Source organism: Chitinophaga sp. NPDC101104, assembly GCF_050277495.1.
GTDB lineage: Bacteria > Bacteroidota > Bacteroidia > Chitinophagales > Chitinophagaceae > Chitinophaga.
The window spans coordinates 3,112,161-3,130,607 of record NZ_JBNNSF010000001.1; the positions used below are offsets into that span (position 1 = coordinate 3,112,161).

General features: G+C 57.3%; 9 protein-coding genes. 4 read left to right on the top strand and 5 right to left on the bottom strand.

The window, feature by feature from the left end; all coding sequences use genetic code 11:
- Positions 1 to 82 precede the first annotated feature (82 nt).
- Together ACQKLP_RS12555 and ACQKLP_RS12560 are read right to left on the bottom strand one after the other, a co-directional pair.
- Positions 83 to 3,979, bottom strand: coding sequence for an RICIN domain-containing protein (locus tag ACQKLP_RS12555; RefSeq protein ID WP_427323093.1), 3,897 nt, complete (start codon positions 3,977 to 3,979; stop codon positions 83 to 85).
- Between the two features lie 263 nt (positions 3,980 to 4,242).
- On the bottom strand, positions 4,243 to 5,145 hold the full coding sequence (locus tag ACQKLP_RS12560) for an AraC family transcriptional regulator (protein ID WP_427323094.1): 903 nt from the start codon (positions 5,143 to 5,145) through the stop codon (positions 4,243 to 4,245).
- A 129-nt stretch (positions 5,146 to 5,274) separates the two neighbouring features.
- Between ACQKLP_RS12560 and ACQKLP_RS12565 the strand changes: the two genes are divergently transcribed.
- From ACQKLP_RS12565 to ACQKLP_RS12580, 4 genes are all read left to right on the top strand, one after another.
- A complete protein-coding gene (locus ACQKLP_RS12565; RefSeq protein ID WP_427323095.1) occupies positions 5,275 to 8,709 on the top strand; it encodes a PVC-type heme-binding CxxCH protein in 3,435 nt (1,144 codons plus the stop codon).
- Positions 8,710 to 8,811: 102 nt separating this feature from the next.
- Entirely contained in the window at positions 8,812 to 9,669 is an 858-nt protein-coding gene (locus ACQKLP_RS12570; protein ID WP_427323096.1) for a sugar phosphate isomerase/epimerase family protein, read from the top strand.
- A 3-nt stretch (positions 9,670 to 9,672) separates the two neighbouring features.
- Positions 9,673 to 10,803 (top strand): Gfo/Idh/MocA family protein, encoded by a 1,131-nt coding sequence (locus ACQKLP_RS12575; protein ID WP_427323097.1) that lies wholly within the window; start codon positions 9,673 to 9,675, stop codon positions 10,801 to 10,803.
- 252 nt (positions 10,804 to 11,055) lie between these two features.
- Positions 11,056 to 12,081, top strand: coding sequence for a hypothetical protein (locus tag ACQKLP_RS12580; protein WP_427323098.1), 1,026 nt, complete (start codon positions 11,056 to 11,058; stop codon positions 12,079 to 12,081).
- Positions 12,082 to 12,178: 97 nt separating this feature from the next.
- On the opposite strand, the gene ACQKLP_RS12585 is transcribed toward ACQKLP_RS12580, so the two are convergent.
- The 3 genes from ACQKLP_RS12585 to ACQKLP_RS12595 are packed head-to-tail and all read right to left on the bottom strand — an operon-like array spanning position 12,179 to position 18,444.
- Positions 12,179 to 13,426 (bottom strand): family 10 glycosylhydrolase, encoded by a 1,248-nt coding sequence (locus ACQKLP_RS12585; RefSeq protein WP_427323099.1) that lies wholly within the window; start codon positions 13,424 to 13,426, stop codon positions 12,179 to 12,181.
- Positions 13,426 to 15,084 carry a RagB/SusD family nutrient uptake outer membrane protein gene (locus tag ACQKLP_RS12590; protein ID WP_427323100.1) on the bottom strand — a complete coding sequence of 553 codons (1,659 nt, stop codon included), beginning with the start codon at positions 15,082 to 15,084 and terminating at the stop codon, positions 13,426 to 13,428. The genes ACQKLP_RS12585 and ACQKLP_RS12590 overlap by 1 nt, the downstream gene beginning before the upstream one ends.
- A 24-nt stretch (positions 15,085 to 15,108) precedes the next feature.
- Positions 15,109 to 18,444: a TonB-dependent receptor gene (locus ACQKLP_RS12595; protein WP_427323101.1), complete on the bottom strand. Its 3,336-nt coding sequence runs from the start codon at positions 18,442 to 18,444 to the stop codon at positions 15,109 to 15,111.
- Positions 18,445 to 18,447: the final 3 nt, after the last annotated feature.

Below are 18,447 nucleotides of genomic sequence, written 5' to 3' on the forward strand. Positions count from 1 at the left end.
CCGGAAGTTCGCTTACACGCCGCGCGGACCGGTTTGCTGAAAAGTAAGCGGACACACCTTTTCAGGTATGTCCGCTTTCCTGTTACCGTTGTATCACGAAGCGGGAAGTTTCCCTGCCGCCCGGTGTTTCGATGGTGAGGATGTACATGCCGTTCGGCAGCATGGCGGTATTCAGCTGGTGGGTGGTTTGCTGAAGGATGCCGAATTGCCGCAGTTTGCCGTCCATGTTATGCACCCAGAATTTCACCGGCAGTTTTGCGCCGGCAGGCAGCTGGATGTTCAGGTATTGCTGGGCGGGATTCGGGTATACGCGCACCACGGAAACCTTCTCTGCGCCCGTCTGCACGGAATCCTGCACGACCACCGGCGGAGGTGCGTACACGTTGATTTCCGCCGCACTGGCCCATGCGCCGCTGCTGGCGGCCGAAAGCGTTTTCAGCCGTACGAACCGTGCATTGCGCGCCGTGAAAGTGGCCGTGCGCTCCGATTTGCCGCCCGATGGCCAGGTGCCGGAAGCCGCAGCCGTGCCCCAGTTCACACCGTCGGAGCTGGTGTAAATTTCATACCCGGTGATAGTGCCGTTGGTTCCGGCATCCTGTCGCGGGAGGTACCCGATGCTGCCGATCGTGGCGCAGGCGCCCAGGTCGATGTGCAGCTCATGCGGATGGGTGGGCGTGGAAGTAGACCAGGCGGTGTGCCAGTAAGTACTTGTATTCCCGTCGATCGCGTGAATCGCCCGGCCGTTGTTCGCGCCTTCTCCGGTGAGCTCTTCCGAGGATACGAACTTCACGCTCCAGTTGCTTTTGGCAGGAACGGTGCCGCCGCCGCAGGCGGGAGCGGAGATGATATCGAACCGCCATTTCTGCGAGGCGAGATCGGCATCCGCGCCGATCTGTACGTTCGCATTATCTGCGTTGGCGCCGCCCGCCACTTCCATGACTTTGGTAAGGTCGTTGGCTACCTGCAATTTATACAGCCCGCCGCCGACGTTGACGATCTTCCATCGCTGGGAGTTGCCGGTATGTTCGGCGTACATCTGCACATTGGTCCCGTTCGCCGTTCCGTTGGCATAAACGTCCAGCGCTTTCCCGGTAACATGCTGCGGCTTCAGGTTGTAATAACCGCTGCCGACGTTGATGAGGCGCCAGCGCTGGTAATTGGCGCTGTTGTCGGTGAGGATGTCTACGTTGGTTTCGTCCGCCGTGCCGCCGCCCGTCACGTTGAGGTTGCGCGTGAGGCCGTGGCTGGGCTTGAGCTCGTAGATGGCGCTGTCGATCAGCCCGTTGCCGCCGGTAATGGTGATGAAATTCGTTTTGGTAAGACTGTTGTTGCCCTGGTCGTCCGTCACCGTGAGCGAAACATTGTACTGCCCGGGAGCGCTGTACACCACTTTCGGGTTGCGGGCGGTAGAGGTGGCGGGCGACCCGCCGGGGAAGCTCCAGCTGTAAGCTGCGCTGGTTACCTGTTGCGCGGAATTGTTGTAATAGCGCGCGGTATCGCCGACGGTTTTGGTGGGCGCGTCTACGGCGATGAGGGCTTCCGGGGGTGAGGTTTCGTAAAGGTCGCTGGCCCATACGCTGCGGTTGGTGCCGTTGATGAGCTTGGCGTCTTTATAATCGATCGCCAGGCGGGTGCAGAACGTGAGCGCGGGAAGGCCCTGGTTGAAGAGGACCCAATCGGCCATGGTGTTGTTGCGGTAATAGACCGACCGCTTCGTGCCGATATAAACGCCGCCGTTGGTGCCCCGCTGATGGATGATTTCCGTCACCTGCTCGCCGTTCAGCAATGTAGTACTGAGGTTGGTCCAGGTAGCGCCGCCGTCGGTGGATTTGTATACTTTCTGCCCGTCTACGGTCGAATTCACGCGCGCCACCCAGATGTGATCGGGGTTGGTGGCACTGATGGTAATGTCGAACGCTACGCCGCTGCTGGAAAGCCCTGTGGGCGTTACGTCCGTCCAGCTGCTGCCACCGTTCGTGCTTTTCATCACTTTCTTTACCGTACCCAGCGTAGCGGCGTACATGATGGAAGGATTGCGGTACCCCACGGCAATGCATCCTATCTTTTCCCCGAAATCATATACCGATGAATAGGTAGCCCCATGATCGGTCGACTTCCACAGCGCATTGCCTTCTCCCAGCCAGATCGTGTTGTAATATTGCGCATCCCAGATGATGTCGCTGCTTTGGCCGATGGTGTAGGAACGGTTGGGCAGCTTGCCGTTGGGAAGATTGATAGGAGCCGTGCCCCTGCTGCCCGTCAGCTGTTTCCTGCCGTAATCGAATACCACGATGCGATCGTTGGCGTAGGAAACGGCGCCGAGGTAGTTGTCGCCCCCGCCGGTACTGATCCAGCCGTCGGTATAGGTGTTGTTATCCTTCAGCAGGGTACCGTTGTGATACGTGCCACCAACCATCACATTGTTGCCTTCCCAGTTGCCGACGCCGAATCCCCAGAAATCCGTCCCCTTGATGCCTTTCATGCGTATCTGGAAGTTGGCGCCGCCGTCGTTGCTGTAGAAAATCCCGCCGTCGCAGGCGATCCAGAGATCACTGCCGTAAAAGCGGATGTCGTGAATGTCTGCATGCACGTAGTTCACTTTGTTGGAATGGCTCCATTTGGCCGGACAGGTCCAGTTCGCGCCACCGTCCGTACTTACCCAGCGGTTCACCGCGCCGAGCTGGATGTTGTTGGCGTTGGCAGGGTCTACGTCCAGCGCGAGGTCGTAGTAATATTGGCCGCCGTCGTCGGAGCCGTCGTCTGCCCAGGCCATGAGGTTCTTGTTGGTGGTGGCGTTGGGCACGCCGCCGGGGCCGGTGCCGCAGCAGGAGAACGACCAGCTTTCCCCCGAATCGGTGCTTTTATAAACGCCGTATAGCCCGCTGCCGCCGTTCGCAGCGCCCGTTGCGAGGGCGTATATGATGTTCGGGTTGGCTGCCGTCACGGAGATCTCGGTGCGTTTCTGCTCTTCGCCGGAAGCGGTGGGGTTGGGCCAGCCTGTCGTCTTGATCGTCCAGGTGGCGCCGCCGTCGGTGCTTTTATAGAATTCTGTTTTTACGCCGGTCTGCCGGATGGCATAAGCCGTGGTATTGCTGCCCGGCTTGAATTCCACTTCCTGGAAAGTACCGGTCATGATCTGCGTGAAATTAGCCCCTGCATCGAGTGAGCGGTACAGCCCCTGGTTAGACGCCACGAAGAGGGTGTTGTTGAAACCGGGCCGGGAGACGATGTCGTTGATGGTATGGTTGACGCTGTTGAACGTAGCATCGCCGGCCTGGGAAAAGCTCGTGCCGCCGTTGGTGCTTTTGTAGAGCCTGCTGGCGCCGCCGAAATAGACGATGTCCGCGTTCAGCGCGTCGATCTCCACGCTCAGGATGCTGCTCACGAGCATATTGTCGGTGAGGGCCGTCCAATTGAGGCCCTTGTCCGTCGACTTGAACAATCCCGCGTTGGCCGTGCCGGCATACAGTACGTTGGTGTTGCTGAGCGATTGCTCCACCGTGTACACATGCGCCGCTCCGGAAGCATAGCTGGTGCCGGACGCGCCGTTGTCGAAATTGATGGGCCCTACGCAGGTCCAGTTGGCGACGCCGCTCAGGGCGCGCAGCTGTGCCGCTTCGTTCGAACGCTGCAGGTAAGCGCGGCCGAGCTGGCGGTCTTTCTCGTTCGGGCCTTTGTCGGGCGGCGAGGAATACGGGTTGCGGCTCACTTCGCGCAGCCAGCGTTTGTAATACTGCGTGTATTCGTTCTTGACGAACGGATGCGTTTCATAATACTTCTCGAACGCTTCCGTCACTTTTTCCGGATCGGGATTTTCGCCGTACATGAGCCGTACCCAGTCGGGCAGCTTCGGATTGGCGGCGTTCACCTTCATTTCCATGGATTGTGCGGAGGCGGACCGCCATACTGCAGAACAGAGAAGCGTGGTGGCCAGGATGAGGGCCTGTAATGAAAAGGACAGGGTTCGGCGCGTTCGCATGGAACGGCACAGGGCTTTGTAGACCATGAGGGTTCGTATTAATTGGTTGATGAATGCTTATCGTTATCTACAAACTCGGCCAGGGTTCATGTTCAAGTTGGATGCGCTATCTGACGTGGCTTTGCTCAATGGGTTACATGCATACAGTTCGGTTGACATGATGCCTCGGCGGTAAAGTACCTCCCGTCACTGCAACGGGACGTTGTATTAAATTATGTTTTACACTTATATTACAAAGCAGGGAAAATCCGCAAACAAGTTTGTCAGCCTTCCGTTCTGGGCATACCCTGTGCGGGGTATCCCGATTCGGAATAGGCGCGGCGGTAGGCGAGCGGACTGTACGACGTGAGGGCGCGGAATTGCCGGTTGAAGTTGGAAAGTGTCTGGAAGCCGCTTTCATAGGCGATCTGGGCTACATCCATCTCTTTTTCGAGGAGGAGTTTGCAGGCGTAGCCGATGCGGATTTCGCTGAGGAAATCGGAGAACGTTTTGTTGGCGTGGGTACGGAAATAGCGGCTGAAGGATGTGGGCGTCATATTGGCCAGCGCGGCCGCGGCGCCGAGGCTGATCTTTTCGCGGAAATGCTGCATGACGTATGCATGCACGCTGTTCATGCGCTCGGTGTCTTCAGCCTTGAGCGCGTTCGTATAGCCGGCGCCGGCCAGGAGGCGGTAGTGGTCGGAGTGGGACAGGAGGTCGAGCAGCTGCAGGAGCGCCAGTACCCGGTCGAAATCGCGCAGCTGCGGCAGTTCCTGCATCCTGCGGGATGCTTCCTGCTGGGTGGCCCCGGTAAACTGGATGCCCCTCGTTGACCGGGTCAGTAATTGCCGGATACGGAGGGATTCGTTTTTGGACAGGAGCGCCGCGCCCAGGAGGTCTTCATGGAAATAAATCACCACGCCTTCCGTCTGCCGGCCGCGGTCTCCCTCGAAATACTCGGGGTCGCTGCGCCAGAGGTGCGGCAGGTCGGGCCCGGTAAAGACGAGGTCTCCCGGCGCAAAAGGCTCCACATGATCGCCGATGAACCGCGTGCCGGTGCCTTCCAGCACCACGAACAACTGGTATTCCGCATGGAAATGCCAGTTATGATCGAAATGCGGCGCATGCAGGTGCTGCACGGCAAATGCACTGTCCGGCGATATGCGGGCTTTCTGAACGGCTTTCATGTTACCTGTCTTTTGTCCTGATAAAGGTAATAAATCGAAATTCATGACAAAATACAGTCTGAATCCGACATAATCGAGGAATGGCGTCTTTTTTTTAAGTTGCAATTTGGGATGTAATTACGACAACCAATGAAACTTCGATTCCACGTCTTAAGCCTGATGCTGACCGTCCTGTTCCTGACGGCCTGTTCCAAAGCGCCGCAGGGGCCGCTGCAGGTATTATTTCTCGGTCATCCGTCCACCCATCACCATTCCGAACGGTACATGCCCATCCTGGCCTCCGCGCTGGCAACGGAAGGTATCCAGTTCACCTATGCGGATAATCCGGATGTCCTTAACGAAGAAACCCTCCGGGATTTCGATGTATTAATGTTATATGCGAACCACGATTCCATTACCCCGGCCCAGGAAGCTGCGCTGCTCGGCTTCGTTCGCGGGGGCAAGGGTTTCGTTCCCATTCACTGCGCCAGCTATTGCTTCCGCAACTCGGAAGCATTCGTGAAAATGGTCGGCGGACAATTCAAATCCCACGACACGGCCACTTTCAACGTCACCACGCTCGATACCACGCACCCCGTCACGAAAGGCCTGCAACCTTTCACGACCTGGGATGAAACGTATGTTCACGATCATTTGTCGGACGACCGTACCGTGCTTCAGGAACGCCCCGAGAACGGCCGCAACGAGCCCTGGACCTGGGTAAAAGAATACGGAAGCGGCCGCGTGTTCTACACGGCTTACGGGCACGACGAGCGCACCTGGTCGGCCCCCGGATTCCAGCAATTAATAAAGAACGGCATCCTGTGGGCGGCCGGGGATAAAGCCCGCAAAAACTGGGAAGCTTTCCGTGCCACCATGCCCACGTTGCAGTACCGCGACGAGGCCAACATACCCAACTACGAAAAGCGCGATCCGGCGCCGCGGTTCCAGTTGCCGCTGAGCCCGGATTCCTCTGCGAAACTCATACAGGTACCGCCGGGATTCGAACTGCAATTGTTCGCTTCCGAACCCGATATCATCAATCCCATCGCCATGGCCTGGGATGAGAAAGGAAGGCTTTGGGTGATCGAAACGGTGGATTATCCCAACACCGTCCGCAACACCGAAGGCGAGGGCGACGACCGGATCAAGATCTGCGAAGATACGGATGGAGATGGCCGGGCGGATAAGTTCACCGTTTTCGCCGACAAGCTCAACATCCCCACCAGCCTCGTTTTCGCCAATGGCGGCATCATCGTTTCCCAGGCCCCGCATTTCCTGTTTTTGCAGGATACCAACGGGGATGACAAAGCCGACGTAAGAAAAATTTTGATCAGCGGATGGGGGACTTTCGATACCCACGCCGGCCCCTCGAACCTGCAATACGGTATGGACAACCATATCTGGGGAACGGTAGGGTATTCCGGCTTCAAAGGCAATGCTGGCGGGCAATTCCGGGATTTTTCGCAAGGGGTGTACCGTTTCAGGCCGGACGTGTCCGACTTCGAATTCGTCACGCCGACGAGCAACAACACCTGGGGCTTCGGTTTCAACGCGGCCAACGATATCTTCGCATCCACCGCCAATAATACCCACAGCGTATTCGTCGGCATCCCGAACGCCGCGCTCAATGGCGTGGAAGGCGCTGCTATTTCCGGAAGCACGAAGATCGACGGGCATTATGCCATGCACCCGGTAACGGCGCATGTGCGGCAGGTAGACGTTTTCGGCGGGTTCACCGCCGCTTCGGGGCATTCTTTCTATACCGCTTCGCAATATCCTGCGGCATATCAGTCCGTAGCGTTCGTTTGCGAGCCGACAGGGCACCTCGTGCATGTGGCGCGCATCGAAAAAGACGGTGCCGGTTTTAAGGAAAAAGACGGCTGGAATCTGTTTGCTTCGGCCGATGAATGGGTAAGCCCGGTGGAAGCGAAAACCGGTCCCGACGGCGCCGTGTGGGTGCTGGACTGGTACAACTTCATCGTGCAGCACAATCCCACGCCCACGGTGGAACGCGGCGGGTATGCGGCGGTCAACGGAAAGGGGAATGCTTATGAAAACCCCCTGCGCGATAAAACCCATGGCCGCATCTGGCGCGTGGTACATAAAAATGCCAAACCATCCACCAAAATACAACTCGGGAACACCGCATCTAACCTCGATGCCCTTAACCACGACAACCTCTTCTGGCGGATGACCGCCCAGCGGCTCATCGTGGAAAAGAAAGATCCGGCCGCATTGCCGAAACTCGCTGAACTGGCCGCAGGAAAGGCCCCCGCCGCACTGCATGCCCTTTGGGCCATCGACGGGCTCGGCGCCGCAGGGAAACATCGCGCAACGGTGGAGAAAGCCCTGCGGCACGAAGATGCATCGGTGCGCAAAGCGGCCATCCAGATCATGGCCCGCCACCGGTGGACGGACAAGCAGTTGCTGGCTTCCGGCGTGCTGCATGATAAAGATGCGAATACCCGGCTGGCCGCATTCGTGGCAGTGGCGGGGATCCCGGCGTCGGACACGCTCGGGCACGCGCTGTACAACTTGAGCAAGGAACCCGCCGTCAGGGGAGACGAGTGGCTGGCCAAAGGATTGTATGCCGCGGCGGCGCACCACCGCAAAGGGTTCATCGCTGCGTTTATGTCGGAGCATCCCGGGTTCGGTGAAAAGGCCGCTGAAAATGCGAGTCGTTCGGTAACCGATATCGACGACACGAAATGGAAAACCATGCGCCTTCCGCAATACATCGAAAATGCCGGCCTCGCGATCGACGGCATCGTTTGGTTCCGCACGGTGGTCGACGTTCCGGCCGCCGCCGCAGGATCTGCTGCAACGCTTTCCCTCGGGCCCATCGACGATTCCGATGAAACTTTCGTAAACGGGACATCCGTCGGCAAAACGGAAAAGAAATGGGCCGAACCGCGGAAATACACGATACGCGCCGGAGTGCTCAAGCCCGGCCGCAACGTCATCACCGTTAAAGTGACCGATACAGGTGGTGGCGGCGGTATGTACGGAAAACCCGATGGTATGTACCTCGAAGCCGGTGGAAAGAAGATCCCGCTGGCGGGCGAGTGGAAATATGATGTCGAGAAAATCTTCAACGGCGAAGGCGTCAAACTCTTCGCCGAACGCGGCCTGGCCGAAACGTTCGCCTACACGTACCTCAACCGGCAAGATGCGCCCGTAGCCGGTGCACCCGCCGGAAAGGCAGACCAGACGGTGATGCTGAAGGTGATCCAGAACGAGATGAAATACGACCAGGCGTCGTTTACGGTGAAAGCCGGTACGGTGGTGGACGTGGTGCTGGAGAACCCGGATTTCATGCAGCATAATCTCGTCATCGTTACGCCGGGATCGTTGCAGAAGGTGGGCCAGGCGGCCAACAAATTGGCTGCCGATCCGCATGGCGCGGAAATGAACTATGTGCCCCAGATGCCGGAAGTACTGTTTTCCACGCGGCTCGTCAACCCGCAGGAAACCGTCGTGCTCCGCTTCAAGGTGCCCGGCGAACCGGGCGATTATCCGTTCGTGTGCACATTCCCCGGCCATTGGTCGATCATGAACGGCATCATGAAAGTAGTACGTTAATCCACATTTTGATATTCCACGTTTACAGGTTCCCGGAAGGGTGGGAGCGGCAAGGAGACCGCTCCCGCATCCGCCGGGCGCACCCGGAAAAAACAGATGATCATGCAAAACATTACACTGGGCGCTAGCACCTGGCTCTGGACGTCTCCATTCAACACCCATTCCATCCCGCTTTTATTCAAGATACGCGACATGGGTTTCGGAGCGGTGGAAATTCCGGTGGAATACCCGGAACAGATCGATGCGCAGGCCGTGCGCCGCGCATTGGAAGAAACCGGCCTTGCAGCCATTGTTTGCGGCGCTTTCGGTCCATCGAGGGACCTCACGCATGCAGACGCCTCCGTTCGCGCAGCCAGCATCGCCTACATGCGGCAATGCCTGGAGCTTTGCGCGGAATGGGACGCGCCGGTTTTTGCCGGCCCCATGTACTCCGCCGTGGGGAAAGCCCGCCAGCTGCCGGAAGCGCAGCGTAAGGCGGAGTGGGACCTTGCCGTGAAAGGCTTGCGGGAAGTATGTAGCATCGCGGGGCAGGAAGGCGTCCGCCTCGCCATCGAACCGCTGAACCGTTTCGAGTCCGACCTCGTGAATACCGCCGCAGATGCGCGCCGCATGGCGGAAGAACTGCAGCATCCGTCGGCGGGCGTGGGGCTGGATAGTTTCCATATGTCGATCGAAGAAGCGGACCCGGGCGAAGCCGTTCGCACGGCAGGGAGCTGGCTTACGCACGTTCAGGTATCGGAAAACCACCGCGGCATTCCCGGAACGGGACAAACGCCCTGGCATTCGCTCCGCGATGCGTTGCAGGAGACCGGTTACAGCGGTGTGGTTTCCATCGAAAGCTTTACACCCGATGTGCAGGAACTGGCCGGTGCGGTTTGTATCTGGAAGCAGCGCGCGCCCGACCAGGATACTTTCGCCCGCGAAGGCATCCGTTTTTTACAACAACTTTTCAAACAATGAGCCATGTATAACCGACCTATTAACGTAGCCATCGCCGGACTGGGGTTCGGCGCCGAGTTCATCCCCATCTATCTCAAACATCCGGATGCGAAACTGGCGGCCATCTGCCAGCGCACCCGCGCCAAGCTCGACGAGATCGGCGATGCCTTTCATATCGAAAAGCGGTATACCGATCTCGACGAAATGCTGCTCGATCCGGATATCGACGCGGTCCATATCAATACGCCCATCCCCGACCATGGACAGCAGTCCATCAAAGCGCTCCGCGCCGGCAAGCACGTTGCCTGCACGGTGCCGATGGCCACTACAGTGGAAGAGTGCGAGGAGATCGTGGCGCTGAGCCGGGAAAAGAACCTGACTTATATGATGATGGAAACCGTCGTGTATGCGCGCGAGTTCCTTTTCATGAAGGAGTTGTACGATAAGGGCGAACTGGGAAAAGTACAGTTCCTCAAAGCCAGTCACCAGCAGGATATGGACGGATGGCCGGGCTACTGGCCGGGCCTGCCGCCGATGTATTATGCTACGCATTGCGTGGGGCCAGTGCTGGGATTGATGCGCAGCGAAGCGGAATACGTGTCCTGCTTCGGCTCGGGTACCATCCGCGAGGAGATGCATGGTTTTTACGGATCGCCGTTTGCGGTGGAGACGACCCATATCAAATTCCGGAACAGCGACGTCGGCGCGCATATTTACCGATCCCTGTTCGATGTGGCGCGCCAGTACCGCGAAAGCTTCGAAGTGTACGGATCGAAAAAGTCGGTGGAATGGCCGCTGATCGAAGGAGGGCCTTTGGTGGTGCATACGGCCAAGCGCCCCGAGCCGGAAATCCCTGAAGAAACGGAATGCCCCGATTTCGCGCACCTGTTGCCGGCAGAGATACAGGCGTTCACGCGGCAGGGGGTGTATGATGCAGACGATCATCAACACCTGTCGTTCACACAGGGCGGTGGCCACGGCGGTTCGCATCCGCACCTGGTACACGCGTTCCTGCATGCCCTCAAAACCGGGACGCAGCCATACCCGAACGCCGTACAATCGGCCAATATTACCTGCGTGGGTATCCTGGCGCATGCATCTGCTCAACAAGGCGGTGCGCTGATCCAACTACCAGCATTTACCTTATCGAAATAGTTCATTAACGTTGAATTGGTAAAGGGACCGGTCAGGCGAAAGCTTGCCGGTTTTCTTTTTTGTAACCGGCAAATTTCAGAATGATTGGGTTTCAATGCTTTTTCTCATCTACATGAAAAGTAAACGTGAATTTCTTCCTTAATAATTAAAATAATTAATAAATAGCTGGGTAATACTATTATATTTATGAAACTAATGGCCATTTAGTTAAAATAAATTATTTAACCCAAGAAATCCACTTCCACGATTACCATGAAGAATTCCCTTTACAAGGGCTTGCCGTTGCTTGCCCTCGTCGTTACGGCCGCTTGTCAGAAAAACAACGACGCCACGCCCGGATCACCCGCCGAAAATACGTTGCAAACCCAGGTTTCCGCCGCATTCGATCAATGGAAATCCACCTTCCGGCAATCGCCGTATCAGCCGCAAAGTTACCGGTTGCTGCCGAAAGCGGATGCCGCTGCGTCCAAATCGCTGTTCCTGTCCGGCAAAGCCGTGTATCTTTTACCCGGCTCGATGAAAAATCCGGCCTTCCGTGCTTTAAGCGATTTTGCCGCCGCCGACCGCGAAAGCCTCCAGGCTACGGCCGGTCATATGGCGGACTCCCTGCTCGCATTGGGTGCGGAAATCGCCGAATTCACCTGGACTTCGCCACAAGGAACACAGCGCACGTACGCCCTCGTGCATAACGGCGCCGTTCGTTTCGACCAGGTATTTTCCAACTGGAATACGGTAAAATCCACACCCGAAACCATCGTGGAAAAGACGATCAAAGGCTCGCTGATGGCCGCCAAAGGCTCGTCCACATTGCCTACGCCGACCGCCAGCGAAAAAGTGACCGTCATTCCCCCGCAAGTCTTCGTGTTCCACGAAGGCGGCACGCCCAAAACGATTTCCGATCCCTGGGCCACCAAAGCCGTTTTCGACCTCGAGCACAAACTCTGGGTAGCTAAATTCATCTACACCGATACGGTCACCAATACCGTTACCCGAACTTTCTGGAAGGTGTACACCGCCGACGCCGTCGCCTCCAAAACGATCTATTCCGGCGAGGGCAGGGCTTTGGCATCCCGCATCGACGGCCTTTCCGATTTCGACGCGGCCACCGGCATCGTGCACGGCTATTCCACCATGGCCTACGTTTGGTGCTGGACGCAAGCCGCTGGTTTTCCCTTCAACATTACCTTCGACGGCGTCGATTACCAGATCGTCGGCGGCACGAACGGCGGAGAATCGCAGGTGGGCAGGACTACCCGTTATGGAGATGGAATTTTTTAACCCGATACGCTGCAAGGCAGCATTATGCTTATGAAAAAAACAACGGGGCACAGATGTGCCCCGTTTCAGCTTGCTGAGGTTTCCACTTAAATCATTATTACTTTCCAGACCGCTCCGCCCGGTCGATGCCGGCTTTCAGGCGGTCCCATAAGTTGAACCCGATCACCTGCACGATGTCGAACATCACCAGGCCTTCGCTCTGCGTGAGGCAGACGTACACCTGGTCTTCGATATCGCTGTGGTTGAGGGCGTACAGGCTGCCATACATTTTGCAGGCGCCGTTGATGATACGTTTACCGCGTGCCAGGCCGAATTCAATCGATTCGGGATCGTTCAGGCCATACGTTCTTTCGAGATAGGTGCCGTTCATGAACACGTCCAGCTGCTCGGCGAAGCCTGCTTTGTTGTAGGCAGGAGAGGCCCAGCCGTATTCTTTCGTAGCGTCGTAGGTCTGGCTGGCCCAGTTCTGCCCGTTACTGTACAGGTGCCCGTACCAGGAGGCCGCCCAGTATTCCAGCTGCACGTCGGGCTGGATGGTTTTCACTTCCTTCCGCACCTTTGCGATGAAATCATGGATCACGCCCGCGCGGAATGCGAACCACTGTTTTGCCAGCGGCCCGTCTTTCCTCACTTTCTGGCCTTCATACGTTTCCCAGGTGAAAATATCGTCGGGGAAGCGGTCTACTTTTTTGCCGATGTATGCCTCGAAACGTGCGCGGGTGTAAGCGGAAAAATCGTTCTCCACGTCCGCGAAGCGGCAGTAATCCAGTACGTATCCATCGATGTCATATCCGGAAACGATCTCCCGGATAAAGCCCAATGCGTAGTCCTGTACCTCCGGCATGAGCGGATTGAGGAATGCGGCTACTTTGGTTTTATCGTTCCGGATGTCTTTCATGCCATTGGGCGTATGTTCCATCGTGGTCTTCCCTTCGAAGCGCTTGTCGCGGTACGCAGGACCATTGCCGGTTTGCGGATGGCCGGCGGGGAAGATGGCGGTAGATACGCTCACTTTAAGGTTGCGTTTCTTTGCCTCGTCGATGAACACCTGCAGGTAATCCCATTTGGCGGTCCGCTTTTCTGCGCCTACCTGTTTGAGAGGCTGCATGGTTTTCGTTTTTCCGTACAGCACGTCGCCATAAATGGGCCGCACGTCGATCACCACCTGGTTGAAGCCGGCGGCTTTGGTCTTGTCGAGGTAAAACCGGATGGAATCCTTGCTGGAAAACCTTTTGAAGTTGGCTTCCGCGTCGAACCACATGTATTTCGGCTTTTCGTTCTTCCCGGGCCCCGGCCCGCCGGCCTGTGTGAGCAGGCCCATCATCAACAGCGTTTTTATCATCATTACCAGTCTTTATTTTGATCGAGTACGTTCGGGTTTTTGTCGATTTCGCCCTGCGGGATGGGGAAGAAATACATTTTGTCGCTGAAGCTGCGCGGTTCTACCTTGATGTAAGTGAACACGAGCGTTCCGCTCCCGTTGCGGGTTACGCGCACGCCATGGATGTCTGCCCCCAGGATTTCGGCGCCTTTCTTCCAGCGGCGGGCGTCCCAGAAACGGTGTTTCTCGAAAGCCAGTTCCACGGCCCTTTCGTTCTGGATGCGCTGGCGCATCTGGTCTTTGGTGAGCGTTGTGGGCAGATCTTGCGTGATGCCGTTGCCACCGCGGCGGCGAACGAGGTTCATGACGCGGTGCACCTCCGCTACCGGGCCGTCTGCCTCGTTCAGCGCTTCGGCGTAATTGAGGTAGATCTCGGCGAGGCGGATGATGGGGAAGAACCGGCGAACGCCGCTCTGGTTATTGGCATTCTGGAATTTGCGCATATAGTAGCTGGTGCGCGACCAGTCGCCGCCGATGGCCGGGTCCTGGTTGCCGCCGGGCAGCATGCTCAACGTTACGTTTTTATGAACGGCCCCATGATAATTGATCGAAGCATAAAACCGCGGATCGCGGCCCGCGTACGGGTTTTGCGGATCGTAGCCGCTGGCGGGATCGGTGATTTCTTTGCCGTTGGCCATGTTGTATTTGTCGACCATATCCTGCGTAGGATTGGTGCCGCCCCATCCCATGCCTGCAGGGTCTGCGATGGCTTCGTTGAAAGCCGCGCGGTTGCTGGAAAGGATCACTTCGTTGTTGTCGGAGAACAGGAAGATGTTGGCATAATTGGGATGGAGGGAATATTTCCCGTCGTCGATAAGCGATTTCGAGATGTCGGCCGCCGAACGCCATCTTTCCACTTTCCCTTCCGGGTTGAAGAGGGGACTGGCGTAGAACAGGAGCATGCGCGACTTGAGGGCTTTTACGAGCGTTTTACTGGCCCGCCCGATGTTGCCGCGATTCAGTTCCTTTCCGGGATTGTTGGGGTCCGGCCCGAACCATACCAGGGGAATTTCGGGGTTGTTGGCGCAGCTGTCCAGGTCTTTGAGGATCTGGCCCACCACATCGTCTACCGATCCGCGGCGGGTGTTGCGCAGCGTTTCGGAATCGGCGTCGTAGGGCTGTGTGATGATGGGTACGCCGCCATAACGTTTCAGCAGCTCCCAGTAATTCCATGCGCGGAGGAAAAACACCTCGCCCTTGATGCGTTTGGGCGTAAGGTCGGACTGCGTTACCTGGCCGGCGTGCTTGTTCGGCACTTTATCGATGTTCTGCAACATGAGGTTGCATTTGCGGATGGTGCGGTAGGTGTAGGCCCAGATATCGTCCGGGTTATCGCTGGGGTTCCAGGAGCCGTTCTGGTACTTTTCGACGGGCGTTCCGCCGAAGGAGTTATCGAGCTCGTCCGTTCCCGCGCCGGTGGTGGAGTTGCCGATATCCATGAAGTTACCGGGCTTGGTGAAGGTGTAGGCGTAAACGTCGGTGAGGAACTGGTTGGTGAGATCGATGTCGCCGAATACTTTCGATTCGTCGTAATCGAGCTGCGGGGCCTGGTCCAGCACTTTTTTGCAGGATGCGCCTGCGAGGGCGGCTGCGAGCAGTATGTATGCGGATAATTTCTTCATGTTGTTGGATTTCAGGATCAGGAATTAAAAGCTAACGGTTGCGCCAAAGTTGTAGATCTTCTGTTGCGGATAGAAGGTACCGTTGCCGGAGGGCGCTTCGGGGTCGAACTGGAAGTCTTTCATGTCTTTCATGTACGTCCATAGGTTCTGCCCGTTCACATAAAACCGGATGCCCTGGAGCTTCAGGCGGTTCACGAGGTATTTGGGCAGGCTGTATCCGATCTCGAAGTTCTTGAGGCGGACGTAATCCGTGCGTTTCATCCAGAAGTCGGACACCACGGTGTTGTTGGTGTTGAGCGTGGCGTGAAGGGCCGGGTAAGTGGCGGTTGCGGCGGTTTCGGGTGTCCAGCGGCCGAGGTGCTTTTCGGTCACTTTACCGTTGCTGAAGAATTCATACGCGGCGAACCCTTCCAGCAGGGTATAGGCGCCGAACGCGCCCTGGAACAGTACGCTGAAATCGAATTGTTTGTAATGCACGCCGAATGAGGCGCCCAGGGTATGGGTAGGAATGTCGGTCCCGGCTACGGAAGTCTGGTCGTTGGCGTCGATCACACCGTCCCCGTTGAGGTCGGCGTACTTGATGTCGCCGGGGATCACCTGTCCGAACTGCGCCGCGCTTTTGGCGATGTCTTCCTGGTTTTGGAAGAAACCGAGGGATTTATACCCGAAATACTGGTTGATGGGGTGCCCCGTGCGCATGAGCCAGGGGTAGCGGCGGGGAGGCTCGTCGGCATATACCACCTTGCTCTTCGTGAAATTGATGTTGCCTTTCACGTGGTAGCCCCAGTTTTTGTTCACTTCGTTCTGATGGATCAGTTCCAGTTCGAATCCGTGGCTTTTGGTTTCGCCCATGTTGATCGCCGGGAGCGGACCGCCATATGTTGCCACGATGGTGCCGGGCGTGATGAGGATATCGGTCACGTTTTTGGAGAATACATCGAGGTTGATGCCGAGCTTGTCGTGGAAGAAGCGTGCTTCCAGGCCACCGTTGAGGATTTTATGCTTTTCCCAGGTTACGCCGCGCGTACCGGCCGATCCTTCGGAAAGTCCATTATACCACACTTCGCCGTTCTGTCCGAAGCTATAACCGGATCCGGCCTGGTAAATGCTTTGCCAGAGGAAGCGGCGCCCGCCGATCTGGTCGTTGCCCACCACGCCGTAAGAGCCGCGCAGCTTCAGGTAGTTCAGCCAGGAAACGTCTTTCATGAACGGTTCGCTGGTCATCACCCATCCTGCCGCAACAGAGGGGAAAAACCCGAACCTGGAGCCCTGCGGGAAGTTCTCCGACCCGTCGTACCGGCCGTTCACGTCCACGAAGTATTTATTGTTGTAATTATAGCTCATGCGCGCCATTACGCCCTGCACGAAGAAGGGCTTCCCGTACTGGGCGCCCTGGATCACGCGTTTGCGCTGGTTGTACAGCACCATACCGGTCACGTTATGTTTCCGGAACTGGCGGGCGTAGTTGATGTAATATTCGAAGTTAAGCGCATAGTTCGGCGAGCTGGATGCCTCGGTAATGGGCTCCAGGTTGGAGTCGTTGCCGAGCGAGAGCTTCGGCGATTGCGTGGCTTCGTCCCAAACGTACATACCATAACCTTGCGTGCGGTTCATGCGATAGTTGAATGCGCGGTCGAAGGAATAGTTCAGTCCCGTGCTCAGGCCCCGGGTGATGAAATCCAGTTTGCGGATGGCGCGGATGGTGCCCTGTGCGGTACCGTCGAAGGTTTCGGTGTAGCCCGTTCGACTGAGATCGCCGATCGGGTTCTGCGTATGGGCGCCGGGCTGGGCGATCTTGCCGTCGGGCAGCAGGGCCAGGTAGGTGGGCTGGTACCAATACACCTGGCGGAGCATGTCGCCCTCAACGCCCGCTGTGGGAGCGTGTTTGCTGGTGATCACGCCGGCAAGGTCAACGGCGATGTTGAAATCTTTGGACAGCGCGATATCGATGTTCGACCGGAAGTTCCAGCGGCGGAATACGTCGCGGGTATCGTAGTCGGGATTCTCGTATTTGCGAAGGATGCCCTGCTGGTTGAGGTAAGCGGCAGACACGAAGTATTTCACCTTGTCGTTGCCGCCGTTGATGCTCAGGTTGTAGCGCTGCGTGGGCGAAGTTTCGCGGAAGAGCAGGTTCACCCAGTCGGTATTCGGGTATTTGAGCGGGTCGGAGCCGTCTTTGTATTGCTGCAGGGCTTCTTCGGAATATTGCGGTGCGCGGCCGTCGTTGGCCAGGGCTTCGTTGTACAGCGTGGCGTGGTTGTAGGAATCGAGGAATTCCGGCAGCTGCGTAGCCTGGTTCACGGCGTAGTTGGCGCTGAAGTCCACTTTCGGCGGACCGGCCTTGCCGCGGCGGGTGGTCACTACCACAACGCCGTTCGCGCCGCGGATACCGTATTGCGCGGTGGCGGAAGCGTCTTTCAGCACGGTGATGGATTCGATCTCCTGTACGTCGATATTGTTCATGGTACGCTCTACACCGTCAATGAGGATCAGCGGACTGTTATCGCCGGACGTAGAGTAGCCGCGGATGAGGATGCGGGAATGGTCTGCCCCGGGCGCGCCGCTGTTCTGCATGGCGATGAGGCCGGGGAGGCGTCCTGCGAGGGCGTTGGAAAGATTGGAAGCGGGGCTTTGCTTCAGCTCGTCGCCGGTTACCGTCACGAGCGATCCCACGATGGAAATTTTCTTCTGTTTGGTGTAACCTACCACCACCACTTCTTCCAGGCCGCCGGAATTGGTTTTCATGAGCACGTTCACCGTCGTTTCCCCTTCCAGCGTAATTTCCTGTTTTTCATATCCTACATAGGAGAAAATAAGCACGCTGTTGGCGGGTGCGGAAAGGGAATAATTCCCCTGCGCGTCGGTCACCACGCCGGTGGAAGTGCCTTTGAGCTGTACGCTCACGCCGATGAGGGGCGTTCCGTCGGCGTCGGTCACTTTGCCGCTGATGACGTTGTTCTGCGGCGCGGCGATTTCCGACTGCATGGATTTGGGCAGTGGCATTTTTGTCGGGCGAACGGAGAAGTACCGGTCAGACTGGCGGAATTCCAGGCCGGTGGTTTCTTTCAGGTAATTGAGGAGGTTGAAGAGCGATTCGTTCTTCACCTGGAGCTTCACGCTCTGGCCGGCGTTGCAGGCGGCGGCGTCGTAGAGGAAGCGGATGTCTGTCCGTTTTTCTATCTCGGCGAACACGCGTTCGAGCGGTAAGCGGTCATAGGGGAGGCTGATGTAGATCTTTTTGGTATCGAGCTCCTGTGCGTCGGCGCGTGCGGCCAGCGGCAACAGGGTAATGAGGAACAGCGCCGCGAGTAAAAGCTTGCGGGCAGTTTTCAGTGCGTAACATCGTGGAGCATGTTGCATGTT

Excerpts from the sequence above, each read along its gene's own strand:
- ACQKLP_RS12555 (WP_427323093.1), bottom strand. The coding sequence starts at position 3,979 with ATGCGAACGCGCCGAACCCTGTCCTTTTCATTACAGGCCCTCATCCTG.
- ACQKLP_RS12560 (WP_427323094.1), bottom strand. The coding sequence starts at position 5,145 with ATGAAAGCCGTTCAGAAAGCCCGCATATCGCCGGACAGTGCATTTGCC.
- ACQKLP_RS12565 (WP_427323095.1), top strand. The coding sequence starts at position 5,275 with ATGAAACTTCGATTCCACGTCTTAAGCCTGATGCTGACCGTCCTGTTC.
- ACQKLP_RS12570 (WP_427323096.1), top strand. The coding sequence starts at position 8,812 with ATGCAAAACATTACACTGGGCGCTAGCACCTGGCTCTGGACGTCTCCA.
- ACQKLP_RS12575 (WP_427323097.1), top strand. The coding sequence starts at position 9,673 with ATGTATAACCGACCTATTAACGTAGCCATCGCCGGACTGGGGTTCGGC.
- ACQKLP_RS12580 (WP_427323098.1), top strand. The coding sequence starts at position 11,056 with ATGAAGAATTCCCTTTACAAGGGCTTGCCGTTGCTTGCCCTCGTCGTT.
- ACQKLP_RS12585 (WP_427323099.1), bottom strand. The coding sequence starts at position 13,426 with ATGATGATAAAAACGCTGTTGATGATGGGCCTGCTCACACAGGCCGGC.
- ACQKLP_RS12590 (WP_427323100.1), bottom strand. The coding sequence starts at position 15,084 with ATGAAGAAATTATCCGCATACATACTGCTCGCAGCCGCCCTCGCAGGC.
- ACQKLP_RS12595 (WP_427323101.1), bottom strand. The coding sequence starts at position 18,444 with ATGCAACATGCTCCACGATGTTACGCACTGAAAACTGCCCGCAAGCTT.